This is a genomic window from Streptomyces sp. AF1A (genome assembly GCF_047340315.1).
Taxonomy (GTDB): domain Bacteria; phylum Actinomycetota; class Actinomycetes; order Streptomycetales; family Streptomycetaceae; genus Streptomyces.
The window spans coordinates 1-21,880 of sequence record NZ_JBLEBI010000114.1 but is presented as its reverse complement, the minus strand read 5'-3'; the positions used below and the strand labels follow the sequence as shown (position 1 = coordinate 21,880).

Annotated in this window: 19 protein-coding genes; 11 read left to right on the top strand and 8 right to left on the bottom strand. The window is 73.0% G+C overall.

All coding sequences use genetic code 11. From position 1 onward, the window contains the following. From ACLU3S_RS25205 to ACLU3S_RS25190, 4 genes are all read left to right on the top strand, one after another. Window positions 1–657: TetR/AcrR family transcriptional regulator (locus ACLU3S_RS25205; RefSeq protein ID WP_413954232.1), on the top strand; the 657-nt coding region annotated here is incomplete at its 5' end. A gap of 4 nt (window positions 658–661) precedes the next feature. Further along, entirely contained in the window at window positions 662–964 is a 303-nt protein-coding gene (locus tag ACLU3S_RS25200; protein WP_413954231.1) for a hypothetical protein, read from the top strand. A gap of 112 nt (window positions 965–1,076) precedes the next feature. Further along, complete coding sequence (locus ACLU3S_RS25195; RefSeq protein ID WP_413954230.1) at window positions 1,077–2,120, top strand: NlpC/P60 family protein; 1,044 nt, start codon at window positions 1,077–1,079, stop codon at window positions 2,118–2,120. A 310-nt stretch (window positions 2,121–2,430) separates the two neighbouring features. Then, window positions 2,431–3,183, top strand: a complete 753-nt coding sequence (locus tag ACLU3S_RS25190) for a hypothetical protein (RefSeq protein ID WP_413954229.1) — start codon at window positions 2,431–2,433, stop codon at window positions 3,181–3,183. Between the two features lie 371 nt (window positions 3,184–3,554). Here ACLU3S_RS25190 and ACLU3S_RS25185 read toward each other — a convergent pair whose 3' ends face one another. From ACLU3S_RS25185 to ACLU3S_RS25165, 5 genes are read right to left on the bottom strand one after another with little or no spacing between them, the layout of a single operon-like run. After that, window positions 3,555–4,808: a styrene monooxygenase/indole monooxygenase family protein gene (locus ACLU3S_RS25185; RefSeq protein ID WP_413954228.1), complete on the bottom strand. Its 1,254-nt coding sequence runs from the start codon at window positions 4,806–4,808 to the stop codon at window positions 3,555–3,557. Window positions 4,809–4,833: 25 nt separating this feature from the next. Further along, complete coding sequence (locus ACLU3S_RS25180) at window positions 4,834–5,445, bottom strand: GTP-binding protein (RefSeq protein ID WP_413954227.1); 612 nt, start codon at window positions 5,443–5,445, stop codon at window positions 4,834–4,836. Then, window positions 5,426–5,842 carry a DUF742 domain-containing protein gene (locus ACLU3S_RS25175; protein WP_413954226.1) on the bottom strand — a complete coding sequence of 139 codons (417 nt, stop codon included), beginning with the start codon at window positions 5,840–5,842 and terminating at the stop codon, window positions 5,426–5,428. Before ACLU3S_RS25175 ends, ACLU3S_RS25180 begins: the two co-directional genes overlap by 20 nt. Next, window positions 5,839–6,336, bottom strand: a complete 498-nt coding sequence (locus tag ACLU3S_RS25170; protein WP_413954225.1) for a roadblock/LC7 domain-containing protein — start codon at window positions 6,334–6,336, stop codon at window positions 5,839–5,841. The genes ACLU3S_RS25175 and ACLU3S_RS25170 overlap by 4 nt, the downstream gene beginning before the upstream one ends. Beyond that, window positions 6,333–9,521 carry a nitrate- and nitrite sensing domain-containing protein gene (locus tag ACLU3S_RS25165; protein ID WP_413954224.1) on the bottom strand — a complete coding sequence of 1,063 codons (3,189 nt, stop codon included), beginning with the start codon at window positions 9,519–9,521 and terminating at the stop codon, window positions 6,333–6,335. Before ACLU3S_RS25165 ends, ACLU3S_RS25170 begins: the two co-directional genes overlap by 4 nt. A 383-nt stretch (window positions 9,522–9,904) precedes the next feature. On the opposite strand from ACLU3S_RS25165, the gene ACLU3S_RS25160 reads away from it, so the two are divergent. Then, window positions 9,905–10,693 (top strand): protein phosphatase 2C domain-containing protein, encoded by a 789-nt coding sequence (locus ACLU3S_RS25160; protein WP_413954223.1) that lies wholly within the window; start codon window positions 9,905–9,907, stop codon window positions 10,691–10,693. A gap of 44 nt (window positions 10,694–10,737) precedes the next feature. On the opposite strand, the gene ACLU3S_RS25155 is transcribed toward ACLU3S_RS25160, so the two are convergent. Continuing rightward, on the bottom strand, window positions 10,738–11,229 hold the full coding sequence (locus ACLU3S_RS25155; RefSeq protein ID WP_413954222.1) for a MarR family winged helix-turn-helix transcriptional regulator: 492 nt from the start codon (window positions 11,227–11,229) through the stop codon (window positions 10,738–10,740). Window positions 11,230–11,468: 239 nt separating this feature from the next. Here ACLU3S_RS25155 and ACLU3S_RS25150 point away from each other — a divergent pair, with 239 nt between their 5' ends. Beyond that, window positions 11,469–12,293: a lysozyme gene (locus ACLU3S_RS25150; RefSeq protein ID WP_413954221.1), complete on the top strand. Its 825-nt coding sequence runs from the start codon at window positions 11,469–11,471 to the stop codon at window positions 12,291–12,293. A 129-nt stretch (window positions 12,294–12,422) separates the two neighbouring features. Continuing rightward, a complete protein-coding gene (locus ACLU3S_RS25145; RefSeq protein WP_413954220.1) occupies window positions 12,423–14,795 on the top strand; it encodes a SpoIIE family protein phosphatase in 2,373 nt (790 codons plus the stop codon). 351 nt (window positions 14,796–15,146) lie between these two features. On the opposite strand, the gene lon is transcribed toward ACLU3S_RS25145, so the two are convergent. After that, window positions 15,147–17,567: an endopeptidase La gene (gene lon, locus ACLU3S_RS25140; protein ID WP_413954219.1), complete on the bottom strand. Its 2,421-nt coding sequence runs from the start codon at window positions 17,565–17,567 to the stop codon at window positions 15,147–15,149. A gap of 137 nt (window positions 17,568–17,704) precedes the next feature. Further along, window positions 17,705–18,478, bottom strand: a complete 774-nt coding sequence (locus tag ACLU3S_RS25135) for a rhomboid-like protein (protein WP_413954218.1) — start codon at window positions 18,476–18,478, stop codon at window positions 17,705–17,707. Between the two features lie 216 nt (window positions 18,479–18,694). On the opposite strand from ACLU3S_RS25135, the gene ACLU3S_RS25130 reads away from it, so the two are divergent. From ACLU3S_RS25130 to ACLU3S_RS25115, 4 genes are all read left to right on the top strand, one after another. Beyond that, complete coding sequence (locus ACLU3S_RS25130) at window positions 18,695–19,372, top strand: spermidine synthase (protein ID WP_413954217.1); 678 nt, start codon at window positions 18,695–18,697, stop codon at window positions 19,370–19,372. 115 nt (window positions 19,373–19,487) lie between these two features. Continuing rightward, window positions 19,488–20,231, top strand: coding sequence for a response regulator transcription factor (locus ACLU3S_RS25125; protein ID WP_413954216.1), 744 nt, complete (start codon window positions 19,488–19,490; stop codon window positions 20,229–20,231). Continuing rightward, a complete protein-coding gene (locus ACLU3S_RS25120; RefSeq protein ID WP_413954215.1) occupies window positions 20,228–21,343 on the top strand; it encodes a sensor histidine kinase in 1,116 nt (371 codons plus the stop codon). The genes ACLU3S_RS25125 and ACLU3S_RS25120 overlap by 4 nt, the downstream gene beginning before the upstream one ends. A gap of 303 nt (window positions 21,344–21,646) precedes the next feature. Further along, window positions 21,647–21,880, top strand: a 234-nt coding sequence (locus ACLU3S_RS25115) for a 2-oxoglutarate dehydrogenase E1 subunit family protein (protein ID WP_413954233.1), incomplete at its 3' end; no start/stop codon positions are given.

The following is a 21,880-nucleotide window of genomic DNA, read 5'->3' as shown; positions in this document are numbered from 1 at the left end:
ACCCCGTCCGCCACCTCCCCCGCCTACCGCCGCCTCAGCGTCGAGGAGCGCCGCAGCCAGCTCCTCGCCGCGGCGCTGTCGCTCTTCGCGCACCGCGCCCCCGAGGACGTGTCCCTGGACGACGTGGCGGAGGCGGCCGGGGTCTCGCGTCCGCTGGTGTACCGGTACTTCCCCGGCGGCAAGCAGCAGCTGTACGAGGCCGCCCTGCGCTCCGCCGCCGAGGAGCTCCAGCAGTGCTTCGACGAGCCGCGCGAGGGCCCGCTGCTGCCCCGCCTGTCCCGCGCCCTCGACCGGTACCTGGCCTTCGTGGACGAGCACGACACCGGGTTCAGCGCGCTGCTCCAGGGCGGGAGCGTGGTGGAGACCTCGCGCACCACGGCGATCGTGGACGGGGTGCGCCGGGCCGCCGCGGAGCACATCCTCAGCCACCTCAAGGTCGCCGGCCCCGGCCCGCGGCTGCGCATGACGGTCCGGATGTGGATCACGGCCGTGGAGGCGGCCTCGCTGATCTGGCTGGACGAGGACAAGCAGCCGCCGGCCGACGAGCTGCGCGACTGGCTGGTGGAGCAGTTCGTGGCCGTCCTCACGGTCACCGCGGGCCGGGATGAGCAGACGGCCGCCCTCGTCGCCGCACTCGCCGAGGATGTCCGACACTGAGTCCGTGAAGAGCGAGGACACCCCCTTCGAGGGCGGCCCCATGGACGGGCGCGTGCTGCCCGTGCTGCTGGGCCCGACCGGACACCCCCCGAAGACCTACCGCATCCCGGTCCCGGACCCGGAGGGGGGCCCGCCGACGGTGCACGTCTACCGGCGCGTGCCGCGCGGGCACAGCAGGCGGCTGGGGCTGATCCAGGGGTGGAAGTACGAGTACGACCCCGAGGACCGGTCCGGCGGACGCCTCCGGTGGCCCTGGTCCAAGCCGGACTCCGCGCCGTCCGGCAACCCGGGTGACCCGCAGGAGTGACATGGTTGTGCCGAACGGCGCACGTCCGGCGCGCGTCCGCCGCCGATACGTCTGATTATCGCGGTGCGATGAGAGGCGTAATGCCCGCCCTCCTCGCAACCGGGGTGATGACGTGTCAGGAACGTTTCTGCGTCTGGCCGGTGCGGCCGCGGTGGCGGCCCAGGCCGTCCTCGCGCCCGTGCCCTGCGTGGCCGCACCGGCCCCGCAGCGGTCCGTCTCCCAGCTGCTGACCGACCTTCAGCAGCTGTACCGGCAGACCGAGCAGGCCACCGAGACCTACAACGCGACCGCCGAGAAGCTCCAGCGGCAGCGCGCCCGGGTGTCCCGGCTCGACGGCCAACTGGCCCGCGCCCGCCTCGCCCTTCAGGACAGCCGGGCCGACGCCGGCCGGCTGGCCCGCCAGCAGTACCAGAGCAGCACCGGACTCGGCCCCTACGTCCGCCTCCTGCTCGCCCGCGATCCGCAGCACGCCCTGGACGAGGGCCATGTCATCGGCGAGCTGGCGCGCGAACGGGCCCGTACGGTGTCCCGGCTGACCGTCACCGAGCAGCAGAAGGACGCCCTGGCGCGGGCCGCCCGCAAGGCCCTCGACACCCAGCTCGCCCTCGCCGACCGGCAGAAGAAGCAGCGCGACCACGTCCGGTCCCGGCTCGGCGACGTGGAACGCCTGCTGGCCTCGCTCACGTCCGGCCAGCTGGCGGCGATCGCCCGCCTCGAACAGCAGGGGGTCGCCCGGGCCCAGCAGCGCCTGACCACCTCCGGCGCCCTCGGCGACCGCCCGGCCTCCCCCGCGGGCGACCGCGCCGTCCGCTACGCCATGGCACAGCTCGGCAAGCCGTACGCCTGGGGTGCGCAGGGGCCTTCGGCCTACGACTGCTCGGGCCTGACCTCGCGGGCCTGGGAGCACGCGGGCACCCCGATCCCGCGCACCAGCCAGGAACAGTGGCAGCGGCTCACACGAGTCCCGCTGAAGCAGCTGCGCCCGGGCGACCTGGTGGTCTACTTCCCGGAGGCGACCCATGTGGCGATGTACGTGGGGCACGGCAGGGTCGTACAGGCGCCGAGACCCGGAGAGAGGGTACGGATCTCACCGCTGGCCTCCTATCCGGTGCTCGGCGCCGTACGCCCGGACGCCCCCGCACCGCGGGCCCGTTGACCCCGGCCGGACGGCCGGCACGGTTGCGCCATGTCTCCGCCCCGCTCGGCACCGCCGGCCGCCCGCTCCCGCCCAAGAGGCAGGCACACAGTGCGTGAGGTCAGAACACGTCATGGCTCGGGCGGTTTACTCCACGGCTTCAGGCAGCCGCCCTGGGGCGAGCCTCTAAGATCATGGCCCCACCTCGACCCCAGACCGGCCAGGACGCCGCCCAAAGCCGCTGCACCGGCCGCTTGCCTCCAAGTCGCTCCAGCCGCACGATAGATGGTCTGCTAACCTGCGGCATCTTGATCACGTTGGGGGAGAGCAAGTGGTGCGCACCGCCGCTGTGGCCCGATTCATGGCGGGGGTCCTGGTCATGGCGTCCGCCGCTGCCTGCACGAGCAGCGCCCAGCCCGTCGCCGCGAACAAGGCCAAGCCCCTTCGGCCGATGTCCGCGGCACAGCTGCGCAGGCATCTGCTGCCCGCCATTCTGCCGAAGGGCTGGACCTCTCAGGCGGATCCGGCCGATCCGGGGTCGGGCAGTGCTGCGAAGGGCGAACCCCGCTGCGCTTTCCTGGACGGCGGGGACGTGGCGGATGCGGGAGCCACGGCCGCGGTGGCGTCCGCAACGGCTCTGTTCAGCGGGGGACGCAGTGCCGGAGGCGGTGCCATGGCTGGTGCCGAGACTTTGTACTCGTTCTCCGGAGACGACGCCGCCCACGCCATGCACCGCATACGACGGCTGGCGGCCGAGTGCGCAAAGGTCGTCACGCCTGCCATCCGATCCACACTCGGCGCGGACGGCTCCACGAACCGGTTCACCGCCGTCCCCGGGCCCCGCCTCGGCGACGACAGCATCCGGGTACGGGCCACCACGACCTGGAGCAACCACCCCAGGATGGTCCAGCACGACGATGCGCTGGTCGTGCGCGAGAGCAATACACTCATCGTTCTTTGGTGCACGCCAACGACTCAGGCCGAGGTAGACACGGTCCTGTCATTCATTACCGAAGCCGTCGCGCAGGTGCGCTCGCAGCACCCCGCACCGGTGGACGCGACGCACCGAGCGGCCGGCGCGTGAAGGTCCCGGTTCCGGGGTGCACCAACGCCCGGAAGACGGGCCGGGTGCGCCGGCCCGGCCTGTGGCTTTCATCAGGCGGGACGCCGCACTACCGCCACAGACTTGCGTGTCGTGCCACAACCGTGCCAGATCGAGCGGACAACGGCTCCTGACCGAGTCACCTGGTCAGGAGCCGTTCACCTGCGGAGGCGGTGGGATGTGAACCCACGGTGACATCGCTGCCACGACGGTTTTCCAGCTGGTGCGTCTGCTCGGTCCCCGGACTTCACCGCCTCCGGTGCAGCCGGGGGCCGTCCGTGGGCCGTCCAAGGGCGGCCGACGTCGGCCAACAACGGCAGACGACAACGGCCGGAGCCCAGGTCAGAGGGCCGTCAGGCTCCAGCGACCGACGCCAGGTACGCGCCCGTCTTCTCCGGGTCGTAGAAGAAGTCCTCGAAGTCGGCCGGGTTGTCGAAGGCGTTGGCGAAACGGTCGGCCACGGGCTGCAGTTGGCCCGCCGCGCCGATGAGGTTCAGCACGTGCTCCGGCGGCGGCGCCAGCATCGCGTTCGTCCACTTGGTGACGTGCTGGGCGGTGCCCCAGTACCGGTCGAACGTCGCCTGCATCCACTCCTCGTCGAACGGCTTGTCGCCCCGCTCGAGGATCGACGCCAGGTAGGCCGCCGCGCACTTGGAGGCGGAGTTGGAGCCCTGGCCGGTGATCGGGTCGTTGGCCACGACGACGTCCGCGACGCCCAGGACCAGGCCGCCGCCGGGCAGCCGGCCGATGGGGTTGCGCACCGTGGGGGCGTAGCGGCCCGCCAGCGTGCCGCCCGCGTCCGTCAGTTCGACCTTCGTGGCCCGCGCGTACTCCCAGGGCGTGAACGTCTTCATGAGGTCCAGGGTCAGGGAGAGGTGCTCCGCCGGGTCCTTGACGCCGTTGAAGACGTCGAGCGGGCCGCCGGGTATGCCCTCCCAGAACAGGATGTCGGCGCGGCCGGACGTGGTGAAGGTCGGCATGACGAACAGCTCGCCGACGCCCGGGACCAGGTTGCAGCGGACCGCGTCGAACTCCGGGTGCTCCGGGCGCGGGCCGAGCCCGTGGACGTACGCCACCGCGAGCGCGCGCTGCGGCTCGCTGTACGGGGAGCGCTCCGGGTCGCGGGCGAACATCGACACCAGCTCGCCCTTGCCCGCGGCGACCAGGACGAGGTCGTAGGTGCGGGAGAAGTAGTCGAGGTCGCCGACCGCCGCGCCGTGGATGACCAGCTGGCCACCGCGCTGGGCGAAGGTCTCCATCCAGCCGGCCATCTTCACCCGCTGGTCGACCGACTGCGCGTGGGCGTCCAGCCGGCCCACCCAGTCGATGGCCCGCTGGGTGGGGCCCGGGTCGTGCGAGCCGGGGGCCGCGACCGAGACGCCGAGCCCCTGGATCTTGGGGGCCTGGGACTCCCAGAAGTTCAGCTGGAGGTCGCGCTCGTGCTGGAGTGCGGTGTGGAACATGCACTGCGTCGACATGACCCGGCCGGAACGGATCTCGTCCGCGGTCCGGTTCGACATCAGGGTGACCTCGTAGCCGTGCGACTGCAGGCCGAGGGCGAGCTGGAGTCCGGACTGGCCGGCTCCGACGACGAGTATCTTCCGCATGCGGGTGAGGACTCCTAACGGGGACTTACTCGGGGGTTTCGTCGAGCGCGTGCCCGACGAGGGCCAGGAGGGTCTCGATCACCGAGATCCGCCGCCGCGCGTCCATGATCATGACAGGGATGTGCGCGGGGATCGTCAGCGCCTCCCGTACGTCCTCCGGCTCGAACAGCTCGCTGCCGTCGAAGTGGTTGACGGCGACGACGTACGGCAGTCCGCAGCTCTCGAAGTAGTCCAGGGCCGGGAAGCAGTCCTTCAGCCGGCGGGTGTCGGCCATGACGACCGCGCCTATCGCGCCGCGCACCAGGTCGTCCCACATGAACCAGAACCGCTGCTGGCCCGGCGTGCCGAACAGGTAGAGCACCAGGTCGTCGTCGAGCGTGATGCGGCCGAAGTCCATGGCCACGGTGGTGGTGAGCTTGCCGGGCGTGGCGCTGAGGTCGTCGGTGTCCTCGCTCGCCTCGGTCATCAGCGCCTCGGTCTGCAGCGGCGTGATCTCCGAGACGGCCGTGACCAGCGTGGTCTTGCCGACGCCGAAGCCGCCCGCCACGACGATCTTCGTGGCGATGGGGGCGCGCGTGCGGTCCGTCTGCCAGGACCTCAGGCCCTCGTCGGTGTCCTCAAAGACGACGGAGTCCACTCAGCACCCTTTCCAGCAGAGCGCGGTCCGGGCGGCCGGTGCCGTGACCGGTTCCGGTGCCGTACACACGGATCTTTCCCTGGTCCGCCAGGTCGCTCAGCAGCACGCGGACCACGCCGAGCGGCATCTTCAGCAGCGCGGCGATCTCGGCCACCGTGCGCATACGGCGGCACAGTTCGACGATGGCCCGCATCTCCGGCATGACCCGGGTCAGCGGCGCACTCGTCAGTTCCCTGCGCTCCTCGGCCGCGTCGAGGGCCGCCGTGCTGGCCACGAACGTCTCCACGAGCAGGACGTAACCGAAGCGGGTACGACCGCCGGTGAGCGAGTAGGGGCGGACGCGGGCGGGTTTGCGGTCGCCGCCGCGCACGGGGAGCTTCTTCGCGGAGCCGCTCATCGGGTGCTCCCCGCCGACCCGGACTCCAGGGACTTGCGCAGCTCGCTGCGGAGTTCCGGGGTCAGCACGTGACCGGCGCGGCCGACGAACAGCGCCATGTGGTACGCCACCACGCTCATGTCGCACTCGGCGCTGCCGTGCACGCCGAGCAGCGAGCCGTCGCTGATCGACATCACGAACAGGCTGCCCTCCTCCATCGCGACCATCGTGTGCTTGACCCCGCCGAACGCCATCAGCTTGGCGGCGCCGACGGTGAGGCTGCCGATGCCGGAGACGATGGTGGCGAGGTCGGCGGAGGAGCCGCGCGGCCCCTTCGCCGGACGGCCCTGCCGGGACTGCTCCGCGTGCCCGGGGTCGGACGACAGGAGCAGCAGACCGTCCGAGGAGACCACGGCGACGGACTGGATGCCGGGGACCTCCTCGACCAGGTTGGTCAGCAGCCAGTGCAGGTTGCGGGCCTCACGGCTCAGTCCGAAGGTACTGGGCGCGGTCAACTGCTTGCCTCCTCGACAGTGCCCCCCGTGACTTGTCCGGTACGTTCTGCGATCTCTGCCTCCACGTCGCGGTGGCCGGCCGCAGCTCCCTGGCGGAATCCGCCGAGTCTGCGGCGCAGGGCTTCGGCGTCCACGCCCCCGCTGCGGCGGCGTGGCGCCTGCGGGGCGGAGCTGGTGATCCTCGGTGTGCGCTTGGGCAGACCCTTGCTGGTGACCGGTTCGGCTTCGTCCTCGCCGTCGGCCTCTCGGTCGCCGGCGGCCGCGGGAAGGCGGGGCTCCGGCTCCGGTGCGGCCGGCGCCTCGTGCTCCGGCCGGTCCGACAGGTCGGGGAGCAGCAGCTCCATCGTCGTCTCGGCGAAGGTCTCCGGCGGGGCCTTCGGCCGGGTGGCCTCGGGCTCGGCGGGCGGTCCGGCCTGCTCGTGCTCGTGTTCGGAATGCTCCGGCCCGCGAACGGGGTTCCCGGCCTCGGGCACGGCTCGCCCACCGTCGCCCCCGGCCTGCTCGCGCCCGTGGCCGGACCGGCCGTGCTCGTCCACGGCCTGCCCGGAGCCGTGCGGGGCCTGTTCGTGCCCGGGTGCGGACTGCTCGGACCCGTGGGCCGACGGCTCGGAGCCGCGTATCGACTCGGCGCTCTGGGCGGCCTGCTCGGAGCCGTCGGCTGCCCGCTCGCGGCCGGACCGCTCGCCCCCGTCCTCGGCTCGGTCGGCCCCCTGGGCGGAGGGCTCGGACCCGGCGGACCGCTCCGGCTCGGGGGCGGGTCCGCCGGAGGCGTGGGCTGCCTGCCCGGAGCCGCCTACCGACGACTCGGCACCGTGGGCCGCCGCCTGCCCGGAGCCGTGAGCCGATGACCCGGAGCCGCGTACCGGTGCCTCGGGGCCATGGGCGGGGCGCTCGGGGACGGGCCCGTCGGAGGCAGGGGCGTCGCCCTCCTGCGCCGTCCGCTCGTGCTCGTGCAGGGCCTGTTCCGCGAGGGCGACCACGGGGTCGGTGCCCTTGGCGCGGGCGTGCAGGACGTTGGAGTTGACCTCGGCGTCGGCGCCCGGCAGGGAGAACGTGCCGGTGCCGCCCGCGGACGCCGCCTGGTGCGGGACGGCGGCCTGCGGGGCCTCGGCGAGCAGCTGGGCGGGCAGCACCACGACCGCCGCGATGCCGCCCTGCTTCTGCTCGCGCAGCTGCACGCGGATGCCGTGCCGGTGGGCGAGGCGGGCCACGACGTACAGCCCGAGCCCGAGGCCGTCGCCGTCCTCGTGGTCGTGGACGGACTCGGGGTCGAAGTCGGCGAGGCGGGCGTTGAGGCGGTCGAGGCGGTCCCCCGCCATGCCGATGCCCTCGTCCTGGACGGAGAGCATGGCCTCGCCGGACTCCAGGAGCCAGCCGGAGATCTCCACCGGGGCGTCCGGCGGGGAGAACGAGGTGGCGTTCTCCATCAGCTCCGCCAGGAGGTGGGAGAGGTCGTCCGCGGCGAAGCCCGCCACGTGCGCGTGCGGCGGCAGGGCGGCGATGCGGACCCGCTCGTAGCGTTCGATCTCGCTGACCGCCGCCCGGACCACGTCGACCAGCGGCACCGGGCCGTGGTGCTGCTGCACGTGTTCGGTGCCGGCGAGGACCAGGAGGTTCTCGCTGTGGCGGCGCATGACCGTGGCGAAGTGGTCCAGCTTGAAGAGGGTGGCGAGGCGGTCGGGGTCCTGTTCGCGCTCCTCCAGGCCCTCGATGACGGCCAGTTGGCGCTCGACCAGGCCGAGGGTGCGCAGGGCCAGGTTGACGAACGTGCCGCCGATGCCGGCGCGCAGGCGTTCCAGCTGGGCGGCGGAGTCGGCGAGTTCGGCGCGCAGTGCCTCGCGGGCGTCGGCCATCTGCCGGCGCTGGCCGACCAGGTGCTTGCGGTCGGTCTCCAGGGTGGTCACGCGCTCCTGCAGGGCCACGGCGTGCGCGTGCAGGGCGTTGACCGAGCGGACGACCTCGGCGAACTCGTCGTTGCGGCCCGTGAAGGCGATGGGCTCCTGGGCGGTGGTGTCCTCGGCCTCGGCCAGGCGGGCCGAGCCGCGCCGCAGGACCGACAACGGGCGGGTGAGGGTGCGGGCCATGGCCGTGGCGATGCCGACGGCGACCAGCATCAGCGCGCCGAGCACCGCGATGCGGATCTCCAGGGCGGTGACGTCGTCGTCCCGGAGCTTGGCGAGGTCCTTGGTGCGGTGGTCGTACAGCGCCGACTCGGCGCCGCGCATCAGGTCGACCCGGGCGGACAGGGCCGCGTCCAGCTTCTTGGTGCCGGTGGCCAGCTCGCTGTCGGTGAGGGTGGGCTGGTCGGTGAGCGAGGCCAGGTACTTCTCCGCGGAGTTGACCTCGGGGCCGGTGACCGTGGAGTCGTAGGAGTCGACGGCCGCCTTGGGCGCGGTGTCGCGGAAGTCGGCGAGGGCCGCGTCGGAGCGCAGCCGGGCCTGCTGGGCGGCGGCGGTCAGTTGGTCGCGCTGCTTGCGGTCCGCTGCGCTCGTGGTGGTGGTCGTGACGGGCAGGCCGGTGGCGGGGTTGAGCACCGTCCGGGTGGTGGACGGGATGTTCAGCGCGGCGAGCAGCAGGCCGCGGGCTGCGGCGGACTGCTGGACCGCGGTGTCCAGTTCGGCGAGCGCGTGCGCGCCGGAGCCGGCCCGAGGGGGTGTTCGGTCGGCCAGTTGCTCGGCGAGCCGGTGCAGTGCGGCGATCGTGTCCGAGTAGGCCTGGTGGGTCTGCAGGGCCGTGCTCTTGCCCGTGAGGGCCGCCCGCCGGACGGTGTCGATGGCGTCGAGGTCGGTGCGCAGGCCCGCCGGGGTGTCGCTGTCGGCGCGCAGGTCCTCGACCTGCCGGTCCACGCGGGCGCTGCGGCCCTCGGACGGCGCCTTGGACTTGGGGCGGCCGGCCGCGACGTAGGAGGTCACCTCGTCGCGCTCGTCGGCGAGGGAGTCCGCGAGGGCCAGCGCGTCCTGGGTGCGGGCGGCCAGCGTGACCAGGTCCTGCGAGTCGCTCACGTTCTCGGAGGCGGTCAGCAGGGCGGGCGCGCCGGCTCCGGCGATGGCGGCGGCCACCACGGCGACGGCGACGATGAGCCGGGTGCGCACATGCGTGGGGCGGCCGGCGCCCACGGGGAGCTGCGGGGCGGTCCCCACGGGGTCCGTCTGCCTGCCTGTGCGCCGAGGCCGCTTCTTCTGCACCGGTGCTCGCAATCTCGAACTCGTCTACCCAAGGGCCCGGGTGGCGCCCCGTCGTCTCGGGCCAAGTGGTGCGTACACCCGGTTCATACGGTTCCCGACCCTCCCAGCGCCGGTGGGCAGTGGTCGCGCATCACCTGACCCGCCACCCGAAGGAGTGAACATCGGAGGGGAGTTGGCGGGCAAGTTCGTCCGGCGCGTGCCGGGCGGTCGCAGGGCGGGCCGGTTGGACGCGCGCCGCAGGCTTTGGCAATATTCGCCACCGCGCTTTTCCGGAGTGCCCCATTCCCACCCAAACCAGGCGGCTGACCTGCGGGGTCGTGGCAATTCGGCGGCGATTGCCAGGCTTTGGCGAACGCCGTGAAGGGCTCGTGCAGACTGGCCGGATGCGAACTGATCTCGTTTCGGAACCCGGCGACGCGACGCGCCCCAACGAGGACTTCGCCGCTGTCGGCCTGCCCGCCTCGGGGCAGGGAGGTTGCGTGGTGGTCCTGGACGGAGTGACGCCGCCCGCCGGGGAGACGGGCTGCCTGCACTCCGTCCCCTGGTTCACGTCGAGGCTGGGCGGCGCCCTGACCGAACTGACCCTTTCCGGTCGAGATCTGACGCCGGCCGAGATTCTCGCGCGGGCGATCGAGCGGACCGCCGGGGCACACGCGAGGACCTGTGACCTTTCTCACCCGCGAACCCCCCAGGCGACCGTCGCCCTGGCCCGCTGGTCCCCCGACACCGTCGAGTACCTGGTGCTGTCCGATTCCGCGCTGCTGCTCCGCTCGCCCGAGGGCGCGGTCACCCCGGTCCTGGACGACCGTCTCGCCCGACTCCCCCGCTCCGCCCTCGCCACCGACGCCCTGGTGGACGCCACCCTGCGCAACAAGGAGGGCGGCTTCTTCACGGCGGCCGCGGACCCCGCCGTCGCCGCCCGCGCGGTGGCGGGCACCGTGCCCCGTGGCGCGGTGCGCGCGCTGGCCGCGCTCACGGACGGCGCGACCCGCTGGACGGACAGGTTCCGCGCGGGCGACTGGGCGGCCCTGTTCGAGGTCGTCGCCGAGGAGGGCGCGCGGTCGCTGGTCGACCGGGTACGGCGGCTGGAGGCGGCGGACCGTGAGGCGCGGGCGTTCCTGGGGCGGAGCAAGACGCACGACGACGCGACGGTGGTGTACGCGGAGCTGTGAGCCGTCCCGGACGGCTTGCCGCGGCTTTCGGCGCGGCCCGGCGGCTACTTCTCCATGCCGCCGTTCAACTGGTGCAGCAGCCGGGCGAGTTCCGCCACCTCGCGGCGGTCCCAGTGGGCGAGCTGACTGACGTACCGCGCGCGGCGGGCCTCGCGGACCGTGCCGACCCGGCAGCGGCCCTCCTCGGTCAGGGTGACGAGCCAGGCGCGGCCGTCGGCGGGATCGGGCTCGCGGGTGATCAGGCCCAGCTCCTCCAGGGCGCGCAGCTGACGGGACATGGTGGCCTTGCCGACGCCGATGTACGCGGCGAGGTCGGTGGCCCGCTGGCCGCCCAGCTCGTCCAGGCGGATGAGCAGGCCGTACGCGGAGGACTCCAGGTCGGGGTGGACCTCCCGGGCCATCTCGCCCTGGTTGGCCCGGGCGCGCCGGAGCAGCACGGTCAACTCCCGCTCCAGCGCCAGGAATTCCTGGTCCGCACCACTCGGCGTCCCTCGCCCGGTGGCGGGTGGTACCTCGTTGTTTGCGTCCTCGTGCACGTCAGCACCCCTGCTTGGTTTCGCGGTCCTGAAAGTTTCTGCCAAACGCCGTCATAGCCCCAGCTCCGTCAGTATTTCGCAGGCGTAGACCAACGGCGGCCTCCGGACCCCCTTCCCACGCCGTATCTACGTGCGTAGCTTCTTTACCACGCAACGAATGGCATGCTCACGCCAGCACCGGCGAACGGTCGCTGCGCCACCGTTCCCGGATCCCCCCACCTCATCTCCGGAGGCACGTCATGCCCGTGCACAGACCCGGCCCCATTCGCCCGCGGCCGCTCGCCGTCCTGGTCACGGCCCTGCTCGCGGCGCTGTCCCTCTCGCTCCCCCTCACCCCGGCCCAGGCCGCGACCACGCCCAGCCGCGGCTCCGCCCACATGGGCATGGGCGTCCTCGCGCACGACGGCCGCGGCGCCACCCCCACCAGCGCGGCCGTCACCCAGACCGAGGGCGTGGACGTCTCCGGCCACCAGGGCAACGTCGCCTGGTCCACGCTCTACGGCAGCGGGGTGCGCTGGGCCTACACGAAGGCGACGGAGGGCACGTACTACACCAACCCCTACTTCGCCCAGCAGTACAACGGCTCGTACAACGTGGGCATGATCCGCGGCGCCTACCACTTCGCGACCCCGGACACCACCAGCGGCGCCACCCAGGCGAGCTATTTCGTCAGCCACGGCGGCGGCTGGTCCCGGGACGGCAAGACCCTGCCGGGCGCCCTCGACATCGAGTGGAACCCGTACGGCGCCGAGTGCTACGGCAAGACCGCGAGCCAGATGGTCAGCTGGATCGCCGACTTCGTCACCACCTACCACTCCCTGACCAGCCGGTACCCCGTGATCTATACGGCGACCAGCTGGTGGACCGACTGCACCGGCAACTACGGCGGCTTCGCCGCGAACAACCCGCTGTGGATCGCCCGGTACGCCTCGGCCCCCGGGACGCTGCCGGCCGGCTGGTCGTACTACACGATGTGGCAGTACACCTCCTCCGGCCCGACCGTCGGTGACCACGACAAGTTCAACGGAGCGCTCGACCGCGTACAGGCCCTCGCCAACGGCTGACGCCCGCCACGCCCCCTGCCGGTCCCGGCGGGGGGCGTCTCCCGCCGCGGGAAGCTGCGTTGGTGCTCTGCGCCGCCCCGGATCATGCTGGTCAGGAGAGCCTGCCGAGCAAGGGCGAGATGAGCGGCGATGGAGCGACAGTCCACGTACACGGCCACGGCCACCATCGATGAGCGGGGCGTTCTCACCGGCTGGAGCGACGGTGCGCGGCGGCTGCTCGGCTACGACTCCTCGGCGGTCGTCGGACGGCCGGCCACCGCGCTGCTCGCCGCCGGCCGCGCCGCGGTCCGGCAGGCCCTGACCGGACGGGACCGCTGGCACGGCACCGTTGTGCTGCGCCACCACGACGGCCGGCTCCTGGAGCTGGGGGTGCTCGCGCACCGCCGGACATCGCGCGGCGGGGGCGGCGACTGGCTCGTGGTGAGCGCCGTGACCGCCCGTCCCGCGCCGCCCCGGGGCGAGCCGCTGGAGGAGTGGACGTTCCTGCAGTCGCCCTTCCCGCTGGCCATCTTCGACGCGGACCTGCGCCTGGTGCGCGCCAACCGCCGGATGGAACACGCCCTGACCCTGCCCGAGTCGGCCATGCGCGGGCTGCGCCTCGCCCACATCCTCCCCGGTCCCGCGAGCGAGGAGACCGAGCGGACGATGCGGGGGGCGCTGGAGACCGGCCGGCCGCAGGAGGCCCGGGCCGTCCTCGGCGCGGAGCTGGGCCGCCGCACCGTCCTCACCCCGCTGAAGGACGCCGACGGCCGGGTGCGCGCCGTCTGCGTCTCCCCGCAGCAGCCCACCCCTCAGGCCACCGCCCGGCAGGTCGCGCCGGACGAGTACGGCTCGCGCGTGGGCGTCGCGGCGGACCGGGCGCGCGCCGCCCAGGAACTCGGCGAGGTCACGGTCCCCCGGCTCGCCGATGTCATGGTGGTCGACCTGCTCGACCCGCCGCCCGACGGCGAGGAGCCCGCCGGCCCGCCGAAGGACCCGGTCGTCCTGCGCCGTGCCGCGCTGCGGGCGGTGCCCGACGGCGAGGGGTCCCTCGGCACCGGGGTGGGCGAGGCCGTCGTCTGCCCGGCGGACTCCCCTGCGGGCCGATGCCTGGCCGCGGGCCGTCCGCTGCTGTACGACACGGCCGACCCGGGCATCTCCGTATGGGCGCGCCTGGGCCCGTGCGCCGCCTGGCTGCGCGCGGCCGGCGCGCGCTCGCTGCTGGTGGTGCCGCTGCTCGTCGAGGACCGCACGCTCGGCGTGGCGCTCTTCGGCCGGCACCGGCGGCGGGAGCCGTTCGGCCCGGAGGACCTGCGGCTCGCCGAGGAGTTCACGGCCAAGGCGGCCGCCGGCATCCAGGACGCCCGCGGGTACGCCGAGGAGGCCCGCACCCGCCCCGGGGGCCACGCCCTGGCCCGGCAGCGCGGCCTGCTCCCGCACGGCCTGCCCGAGCGGGCGGCCCTGGAGATCGCCACCCGCTATCTGCCCGCGGCCACCGGGGCCGGGGTGGGCGGCGACTGGTTCGACGTGATCCCGCTGTCCGGGGCGCGGGTGGCGCTCGTCGTGGGCGACGTGGTCGGCCACGGCATCCGCGCCTCCGCCACCATGGGCCGGCTGCGCACCGCGGTGCGCACCCTGGCCGACGTGGACCTGCCGGCGGACGAACTCCTCGCCCACCTCGACGACCTGGTGCTGCGGCTCGCCGCCAACGAGGGCAGCGCCGACCCGGCCGCCGAGACCGCCGGCGGCATCGGCACGACCTGCCTGTACGCGGTCTACGACCCGGTCGCGCGGCACTGCACGGTGGCCCGGGCCGGGCATCCGCCGCCCGCCGTGGTCACCCCGGACGGCGCCGTCCGCTTCCTCGACGTGCCCCCCGGGCCGCCGCTGGGCCTCGGCGGGCTGCCCTTCGAGGCCGTCGAGGCCGCGCTGCCCGAAGGCAGCCTGCTCGCCCTGTACACCGACGGGTTGTTCGAGGCCCGCCGCCACGACATCGACGAGGCGCTGGACAGGTTGTTCTCCGCGCTCGGCGCTCCCGCCGGCTCGCTGGACGCCGTCTGCGACCGGGTGCTGGCCGAGCTGCTGACCCACCGCCCCGACGACGACGTCGCCCTGCTGCTGGCCCGCACCCGGGCGCTGCGCCCGGACCGGGTGGCCTCCTGGGAGCTGGAGAACGAGGCCGCCGTGGTCTCCCTCGCCCGCCGCCTGGTGGACGAGCAGCTGGCCGTGTGGAGCCTGGAGGAGGCCGGCTTCACCACCGAGCTGCTGGTCAGCGAGCTGGTCACCAACGCCATCCGCTACGGCCGCCCACCCGTCCGGCTCCGGCTGATCCACCAGGACACCACCCTGACCTGCGAGGTGTACGACGCCAGCGGCACCACTCCGCACATGCGGCGCGCCCGGATCTTCGACGAGGGCGGCCGGGGCCTGCTGCTGGTGGCCCAGCTCGCCGAGCGCTGGGGCACCCGGCACGACCGGGTCGGCAAGACGGTATGGGCGGAGCAGTCGCTCGCAGCCCTGTGAGCGACAGCTCCGCGTTGGGCACCACGCAGGCTCCGCTCGGCACCACGGAGGCCCCGCTCGGCACCACGCAGGCTCCGCTCGGCCCTACGAAAGCCCGCGCTCGGCACCACGGAGGCCCCGCGCGCTCGGCACGACGAAGGCTCGCGCTCAGCACCACGGAAGCCCCGCGCGGCACGACGAAGAGCCGGGGCTGCGACGACCCCTTGAACCCAAGGTCGGCACGACGAAGGCCCGCGCTCGGCACCACGAAGGACCCCCGCGCTCGGCACCACGAAGGACCCCCGCGCTCGGCACGACGAAGGCCCGGGTCTCCCTCACGGAACCCGGGCCCCGCCCTTCCCGAGGCGTCCGTCACGCCGCCACGGGAACCTCCGGCGCCGCGCCGCTCGTCGCGGGCGCGAGCGCCAGCTCCAGGACCTGGCGGACATCGGTCACGGCGTGGACGTCGAGCTTGTCCAGCACCTCGGCCGGGACGTCGTCCAGGTCGGGCTCGTTGCGCTTGGGGATGATGACGGTGGTCACCCCGGCGCGATGGGCGGCGAGCAGCTTCTGCTTCACGCCGCCGATGGGCAGCACCCGGCCGGTCAGCGAGACCTCGCCGGTCATCGCCACGTCCGTGCGGACCAGGCGGCCGGAGAGCAGCGAGGCCAGCGCGGTGGTCATGGTGATGCCCGCGCTCGGGCCGTCCTTCGGGACCGCGCCCGCCGGGAAGTGGATGTGCACGCCCCGGTCCTTCAGGTCGGCCACCGGCAGCTCCAGTTCGGCGCCCTGGCTGCGCAGGAAGCTCAGCGCGATCTGCGCCGACTCCTTCATCACGTCGCCCAGCTGACCGGTGAGGGTCAGGCCCGCCGCGCCGGTCTCCGGGTCGGCGAGGGACGCCTCCACGAAGAGCACGTCGCCGCCGGCGCCGGTGACCGCCAGGCCGGTCGCCACGCCGGGCACGGCCGTACGGCGCTCCGCCGGGTCCTGCGCGGACTCGGGCACGTGGTGCGGTCGGCCGATCAGACCGCGCAGGTCGCCGTCCGTCACGGTGAACGGCAGCTCCCGCTCGCCCAGTTCGTGCTGGGCCGCGACCTTGCGCAGCAGCCGGGCGATGGACCGCTCCAGGGTGCGCACGCCCGCCTCGCGCGTGTACTCGCCGGCGAGCCTGCGCAGCGCGCTCTCCTCGATCGTCACCTCGTCCCGGTCCAGGCCGGCCCGCTCCAGCTGGCGCGGCAGCAGGTGGTCCCGGGCGATGACGACCTTCTCGTCCTCGGTGTAGCCGTCCAGTCGCACAATCTCCATACGGTCGGCGAGGGCCTCCGGGATTGCTTCGAGCACGTTGGCGGTGGCGAGGAAGACGACGTCGGACAGGTCCAGCTCCACCTCCAGGTAGTGGTCCCGGAAGGTGTGGTTCTGCGCGGGGTCGAGGACCTCCAGCAGCGCCGCGGCCGGGTCGCCGCGGAAGTCGGAGCCCACCTTGTCGATCTCGTCGAGCAGCACCACCGGGTTCATGGACCCGGCCTCCTTGACGGCGCGGACGATCCGGCCGGGCAGCGCGCCGACGTAGGTGCGGCGGTGGCCGCGGATCTCGGCCTCGTCCCGGACGCCGCCGAGGGCGACCCGGACGAACTTGCGCCCCATCGCGTGCGCGACGGACTCGCCGAGCGAGGTCTTGCCGACGCCCGGCGGGCCGACGAGCGCGAGCACGGCGCCGCCGCGCCGCCCGCCGACGACGCCCAGGCCGCGGTCGTTGCGGCGCTTGCGCACGGCCAGGTACTCGGTGATGCGCTCCTTGACGTCCTCCAGGCCCGCGTGCTCGGCGTCGAGGATCGCCTTGGCGCCCTGGATGTCGTACGCGTCCTCGGTCCGCTCGTTCCACGGCATCTCCAGGACGGTGTCCAGCCAGGTGCGGATCCAGGAGCCCTCGGGGGACTGGTCGGAGGCCCGCTCCAGCTTGTCGACCTCCTTCAGGGCGGCCTCGCGGACCTTCTCCGGCAGGTCGGCGGCCTCCACACGGGCGCGGTAGTCGTCGGACTCGTCGCCGTCCTGCTCGCCGTTGAGCTCGCGCAGCTCCTTGCGGACGGCCTCCAGCTGGCGGCGCAGCAGGAACTCGCGCTGCTGCTTGTCGACGCCCTCCTGGACGTCCTTGGCGATGGTCTCGGCCACGTCCTGCTCGGCGAGGTGGTCGCGCAGCTGCTGGGTGGCGAGCTTCAACCGGGCCACCGGGTCGGCGGTCTCCAGCAGTTCGACCTTCTGCTCGGTGGTGAGGAAGGGCGAGTAGCCGGAGTTGTCGGCGAGCGCGGCGACGCCGTCGATGGCCTGGACGCGGTCCACGACCTGCCAGGCACCGCGCTTCTTCAGCCAGGTGGTGGCGAGCGCCTTGTACTCCTTGACGAGTTCGGCGACATGGCCCGGCAGCGGGTCGGGCACGGTCTCCTCGATGTGCGCGCCCTCGACCCACAGCGCGGCCCCCGGGCCGGTGGTGCCCGCCCCGATGCGCACGCGGCTGCGGCCGCGGATCAGCGCCCCCGGGTCGCCGTCGGCCAGCCGGCCCACCTGCTCGACCGTGCCCAGCACGCCGGTCCTGGCGTACGTGCCCTCGACCCGTGGCACCAGCAGCACCTTGGGCTTGCCGGGCTCGGAGCGGGCGGCGGCCTGCGCGGCCTCCACCGCGGCCCGCACCTCGGCGTCGCTCAGGTCCAGCGGAACCACCATGCCGGGCAGCACGACCTCGTCGTCGAGCGGCAGCACGGGCAGGACGAGCGTGAACGCCGGTGACTCAGCAGCCATGATCTCCCCTTAGGCAGTCAACTTGAGCTATGCCGACTCAATGTTTGGCCCGCGGGGATTGTTCCCACGTTTGTGTTCGCTGTGAGCGATCACCTGGCGGAAGGCGGGATCGCCCAGGTGACAAGGGGCGGGGCGGGTCAGCGCTGCCAGCGGCGGACCAGGGGCCAGCCGGCGACGCCGATCGAGAGGGCGATGAGATGGCCCCAGTCGGTCATCGGGTCCTGGAAGGCGATCAGGTCGTTCAGCAGGGCGCCGCCCACCAGGATCAGCAGGGGCCAGCGCAGCCAGGGCCGGAGCAGACCGGCGAGCGCGCCGGTGCCGGCGGCGACGCCGAAGCTGATGCCGTAGTCGAGGCGGTGCAGCGAGGTGGCGGGCAGGTGGCCGAAGAGGACCGCGAGGCCCACCGGGACCTCCGTCGCCAGGGTGGCCAGGACGTGCCCCGCCAGGAACACGCAGGCCGCCCGCGCCCCTCCTATCCGCCGCTCCAGCGCGGTGAGCACCAGGAGGAACCCGGCCGCGAACGGCGAGACGATCCCGCCCGCGATCCACAGCGCGCTGGCCGGCAGCACCAGCGCCGGCCAGCGCACCAGGTGGGCCACGTCCGTGCTGGAGGCCTGGTAGAGGGCGTGGACGACGGACGGGTCGGCCAGCGCCGCGAAGAGCGAGGTGGCGGCCAGGACCGCCGTGTAGGCGAAGGTGAACGGCGTCCCGGTGGGCGTCGGCAGCAGCCGCCAGGGCCGCACCCACGGCAGCGGCACCCACCGCGTGGCCGCCGCGGCGGCCTCTGCGGCACCGCGCTGGCGAGGCATGCCGTCGAGCAGGTCCGCGGGGGCGGGGGCGGCGCCGCCCCGGGGCCCGTCCGGAAGGTGCGGGGACGCGGCCGCCACAGGGCCCGTCGCGATCCGTTCCACGGTGAGGCACTCCTTCCGTCGCGCCCCACACTCAGCGTTGCGCGAGCCGCTGTCTATGACCGACGCCACGCGGGAGCGCATTCACAGCAACCTCGTACGGCGCGGCCGCGTCCCGGCGCTGCACCGTCCCCCGTCGGGTGCCTCGCACGCCGGTGCCGGCACGGGTCATCCGTAATTGCCGTGTGCGCGAAGCCCCGTTCGAGCAGGATGGGGTGCATGACTGCCCTGGACGGATCCCCCGTGGTGCTCGACCGGCGTGACGGCCCGTACGGCGAGGTGGTCCTGCGCAGACACGGTGCGCTGCTGCAGATCATCGCCAACGGCTGCTTCCTGATGGACACCTCCGACGGCCGCTCGGAGCGGCTGCTGGTCGACGCCGCGTACGGCGCGCTGGACGGCCGCCCGCGGCCCGACGTGCTCATCGGCGGGCTGGGAGTGGGCTTCTCGCTGGCCCACGCGGCGGCGGACGCGCGCTGGGGCCGGATCACCGTGGTGGAACGCGAGCCCGCCGTCGTCGACTGGCACCGCGACGGCCCGCTGGCGCAGGTGTCCGCCGCCGCACTCGCCGATCCGCGCACCGAGATCGTCGAGGCGGACCTGATTCGTTATGTCACTGAGACATCGGACACGTTCGACGCCCTGTGCCTCGACATCGACAACGGCCCCGACTGGACCGTGACCGACGACAACCAGGGCCTTTACTCACCGGCCGGACTCGCCGCCTGTGCAAGGATCTTGAGACCCGGCGGGGTGCTCGCCGTGTGGTCGGCGAACCCCTCTCCGGAATTTGAAGGAACCTTGCGGAATGTCGGGTTCCGTAGCGTGCGTACCGAAGAGGTGCCCGTTGCCCGGGGCGTTCCGGACGCCGTGCACCTCGGCGTCCGACCTGGATAGCGACGGCACGGTCAGTCCCCGTAATGTGCTGCCCTGACGCGCGGATCATTCAAGCGTCAATCGCAGACATGGGATCACCCCACGGGTTCCGGAAAGCAACAAGCAGGGGCGGGCGATGGAGCAGACACACACCTCCCAGAGCGGCGCGGCGACGACGACCACCCCGGGCGCGCAGCGCCGGGTCCTGGTCGTCGAGGACGACCCCACGATCGTCGACGCCATCGCGGCCCGGCTCCGCGCCGAGGGATTCCTCGTGCAGACCGCGGCCGACGGGCCGGCGGCCGTCGACACCGCCGAGGCCTGGCAGCCCGACCTGCTGATCCTCGACATCATGCTGCCCGGCTTCGACGGCCTGGAGGTCTGCCGGCGCGTGCAGGCCCAGCGGCCGGTGCCGGTGCTGATGCTCACCGCGCGCGACGACGAGACCGACATGCTGGTCGGACTCGGCGTCGGCGCGGACGACTACATGACCAAGCCGTTCTCCATGCGGGAGCTGGCCGCCCGGGTGCACGTCCTGCTGCGGCGGGTGGAGCGGGCGGCGATCGCCGCGTCCACCCCGCGCTCGGGCATCCTGCGCCTCGGCGAGCTGGAGATCGACCACGCACAGCGCCGGGTGCGGGTGAAGTCCGAGGACGTCCACCTGACGCCCACCGAGTTCGACCTGCTGGTGTGCCTGGCGAACACCCCGCGCGCGGTGCTCTCCCGGGAGCAGCTGCTGGCCGAGGTGTGGGACTGGGCGGACGCCTCCGGCACCCGCACCGTCGACAGCCACATCAAGGCGCTGCGTCGCAAGATCGGCGCCGAGCGCATCCGCACCGTGCACGGCGTGGGCTACGCGCTGGAGACGCCGACCCCATGAGCAGCGCCGGGCGCCAGGCCGCACGGAGGAGCCCCGGGGAGGAACCCTGGGGCGGCGTACGCCCGTTCTCGATCAAGACCAAGCTGGGCGCGCTCGTCGTCATCTCGGTGCTGATCACCACCGGTCTCTCGATGATCGCGGTGCACACCAAGACGGAGCTGCGCTTCATCACGGTCTTCTCGATGATCGCCACCCTGCTGATCACGCAGTTCGTGGCGCACTCGCTCACCATGCCGCTGGACGAGATGAACACGGTGGCGCGCTCGATCTCGCAGGGCGACTACACCCGCCGGGTGAGCGAGAGACGCCGGGACGAGCTCGGCCACCTGGCCCGGACGATCAACGTCATGGCCGACGAGCTGGAGGCCCAGGACTCTCAGCGCAAGGAGCTGGTGGCGAACGTCTCGCACGAGCTGCGCACGCCGATCGCCGGACTGCGCGCGGTGCTGGAGAACATCGTCGACGGGGTCACCCAGGCCGACCCGGAGACCATGCGCACGGCCCTGAAGCAGACCGAGCGGCTCGGCCGGCTCGTGGAGACGCTGCTCGACCTCTCCCGCCTCGACAACGGCGTCGTACCGCTGAAGATGCGGCGGTTCGAGGTGTGGCCGTACCTGTCGGGCGTGCTGAAGGAGGCCAACATGGTCGCCTCCGCGCGCGCGGGCATGGCCACCGGCTCCGGCAGCCACACGCGCACCGACGTCCATCTGCACCTCGACGTCTCGCCGCCGGAGCTGACCGCGCACGCCGACCCCGAGCGCATCCACCAGGTCGTCGCCAACCTGATCGACAACGCGGTCAAGCACAGCCCCCCGCACGGCCGGGTGACGGTGAAGGCGCGGCGCGGGCCGCAGCCGGAGTCGCTGGAGCTGGAGGTCCTGGACGAGGGCCCGGGGATACCCAGGTCGGAGTGGCACCGCGTCTTCGAGCGGTTCAACCGCGGCGCCGTGAGCCGGCCGCACGGCCCGGGCAGCGACGGCGGCACGGGCCTGGGCCTGGCCATCGCCCGGTGGGCGGTGGATCTGCACGGCGGCCGGATCGGCGTGGCCGAATCCGAGCGGGGCTGCCGGATCATCGTCACTCTTCCGGGACTGACTTCCGTTCCGAGTTGACGTAGGGTCCCCACCGGAGCCACAAGATCCACGAGCGTCCGCGCGGCTTCCGCGCAGCTGGACACGTGTGATCAGAGCGCAGGCCCGGGACGCCGTCGTGCCGGGCCCGGTCCGGCGCATCCACAGCCGCTCGCGCACATCCGGAACCACGCTTGTTTCCCGCCATATCAAGCCCTGAAACAAGATTTTCAATGTGACTTGCGCGACGATGAACCGGCCCGACCTCACCTTCACGGTCTTCGAGGCGTAGCCTTTATTCCCGCTGTCCATCACCTTGTGAAGCGGAAGAGGGCGGTTGCCGCCGTGTCGCCACAGTCCAGTAACTCGAGCTCCCCCAGCCTCCGGCCGGGCGGTGCCCCCACGACCGACGACCAAGCCGGGAAGAACCCCGCAGCCGCGTTCGGTCCGAACGAGTGGCTCGTCGACGAGATCTATCAGCAGTACCTCCAGGACCCGAATTCGGTAGACCGCGCCTGGTGGGACTTCTTCGCCGATTACAAGCCGGGTGCCCCTGCCACCCCGGCCGCGGCGGGTACT

What these genes read in the sequence shown, in the direction of transcription:
- ACLU3S_RS25185 (WP_413954228.1), bottom strand. Translation starts at nt 4,808, where the DNA reads ATGCGGAAGATACTCGTCGTCGGAGCCGGCCAGTCCGGACTCCAGCTC.
- ACLU3S_RS25175 (WP_413954226.1), bottom strand. Translation starts at nt 5,842, where the DNA reads ATGAGCGGCTCCGCGAAGAAGCTCCCCGTGCGCGGCGGCGACCGCAAA.
- ACLU3S_RS25160 (WP_413954223.1), top strand. Translation starts at nt 9,905, where the DNA reads ATGCGAACTGATCTCGTTTCGGAACCCGGCGACGCGACGCGCCCCAAC.
- ACLU3S_RS25150 (WP_413954221.1), top strand. Translation starts at nt 11,469, where the DNA reads ATGCCCGTGCACAGACCCGGCCCCATTCGCCCGCGGCCGCTCGCCGTC.
- ACLU3S_RS25145 (WP_413954220.1), top strand. Translation starts at nt 12,423, where the DNA reads ATGGAGCGACAGTCCACGTACACGGCCACGGCCACCATCGATGAGCGG.
- lon (WP_413954219.1), bottom strand. Translation starts at nt 17,567, where the DNA reads ATGGCTGCTGAGTCACCGGCGTTCACGCTCGTCCTGCCCGTGCTGCCG.
- ACLU3S_RS25130 (WP_413954217.1), top strand. Translation starts at nt 18,695, where the DNA reads ATGACTGCCCTGGACGGATCCCCCGTGGTGCTCGACCGGCGTGACGGC.
- ACLU3S_RS25125 (WP_413954216.1), top strand. Translation starts at nt 19,488, where the DNA reads ATGGAGCAGACACACACCTCCCAGAGCGGCGCGGCGACGACGACCACC.
- ACLU3S_RS25120 (WP_413954215.1), top strand. Translation starts at nt 20,228, where the DNA reads ATGAGCAGCGCCGGGCGCCAGGCCGCACGGAGGAGCCCCGGGGAGGAA.